1 rRNA gene (only partly in view) is annotated in these 1,854 nt (G+C 56.5%); it reads right to left on the minus strand.

Annotated features, from left to right (window positions below):
* Positions 1–23: 23 nt before the first annotated feature.
* Positions 24–1,854, minus strand: a 23S ribosomal RNA gene (locus tag ABZ930_RS41305) (it continues 1,367 nt past the right edge of the window).

Consider the following 1,854-nt stretch of genomic DNA (forward strand, 5'->3'; position numbering starts at 1 on the left):
CAACACAGTGGACGCGAGCAACTGAGGACAAGCCCTCGGCCTATTAGTACCGGTCACCTCCACACCTCACGGTGCTTCCAGATCCGGCCTATCAACCCAGTCGTCTACTGGGAGCCTTAACCCCTCAAAGGGGGTGGGAATACTCATCTCGAAGCAGGCTTCCCGCTTAGATGCTTTCAGCGGTTATCCCTCCCGAACGTAGCCAACCAGCCATGCCCTTGGCAGGACAACTGGCACACCAGAGGTTCGTCCGTCCCGGTCCTCTCGTACTAGGGACAGCCCTTCTCAATATTCCTACGCGCACAGAGGATAGGGACCGAACTGTCTCACGACGTTCTAAACCCAGCTCGCGTACCGCTTTAATGGGCGAACAGCCCAACCCTTGGGACCGACTCCAGCCCCAGGATGCGACGAGCCGACATCGAGGTGCCAAACCATCCCGTCGATATGGACTCTTGGGGAAGATCAGCCTGTTATCCCCGGGGTACCTTTTATCCGTTGAGCGACGGCGCTTCCACAAGCCACCGCCGGATCACTAGTCCCGACTTTCGTCCCTGCTCGACCCGTCGGTCTCACAGTCAAGCTCCCTTGTGCACTTACACTCAACACCTGATTACCAACCAGGCTGAGGGAACCTTTGGGCGCCTCCGTTACTCTTTGGGAGGCAACCGCCCCAGTTAAACTACCCATCAGACACTGTCCCTGATCCGGATCACGGACCGAGGTTAGACATCCAGCACGACCAGAGTGGTATTTCAACGACGACTCCCCAACCACTGGCGTGGCTGGTTCAAAGTCTCCCACCTATCCTACACAAGCCGAACCGAACACCAATATCAAACTGTAGTAAAGGTCCCGGGGTCTTTCCGTCCTTCTGCGCGAAACGAGCATCTTTACTCGTAGTGCAATTTCACCGGGCCTATGGTTGAGACAGTCGAGAAGTCGTTACGCCATTCGTGCAGGTCGGAACTTACCCGACAAGGAATTTCGCTACCTTAGGATGGTTATAGTTACCACCGCCGTTTACTGGCGCTTAAGTTCTCAGCTTCGCACACCCGAAAGTGCACTAACCGGTCCCCTTAACGTTCCAGCACCGGGCAGGCGTCAGTCCGTATACATCGCCTTACGGCTTCGCACGGACCTGTGTTTTTAGTAAACAGTCGCTTCTCGCTGGTCTCTGCGGCCACCCCCAGCTCAGACAGCAAGTGTCATCACCAGGTGTGGCCCCCCTTCTCCCGAAGTTACGGGGGCATTTTGCCGAGTTCCTTAACCATAGTTCACCCGAACGCCTCGGTATTCTCTACCTGACCACCTGAGTCGGTTTAGGGTACGGGCCGCCATGAAACTCGCTAGAGGCTTTTCTCGACAGCATAGGATCATCCACTTCACCACAATCGGCTCGGCATCAGGTCTCAGCCTTAATGTGTGACGGATTTACCTACCACACGGCCTACACCCTTACCCCGGGACAACCACCGCCCGGGATGGACTACCTTCCTGCGTCACCCCATCACTCACCTACTACCAACTTGGGCCGGCGGCTCCACCACTTTCCATTCCCCGAAGGGTCCGGAACGGCTTCACGGCCTTAGCATCACTGGATTCGATGTTTGACGCTTCACAGCGGGTACCGGAATATCAACCGGTTATCCATCGACTACGCCTGTCGGCCTCGCCTTAGGTCCCGACTTACCCTGGGCAGATCAGCTTGACCCAGGAACCCTTAGTCAATCGGCGCAAACGTTTCTCACGTTTGTATCGCTACTCATGCCTGCATTCTCACTCGTGAACCGTCCACAACTGCCTTCCGGCGCTGCTTCACCCGGCACACGACGCTCCCCTACCCATCCATAC

The organism is Streptomyces sp. NPDC046716, from assembly GCF_040645755.1.
Classification (GTDB): domain Bacteria; phylum Actinomycetota; class Actinomycetes; order Streptomycetales; family Streptomycetaceae; genus Streptomyces.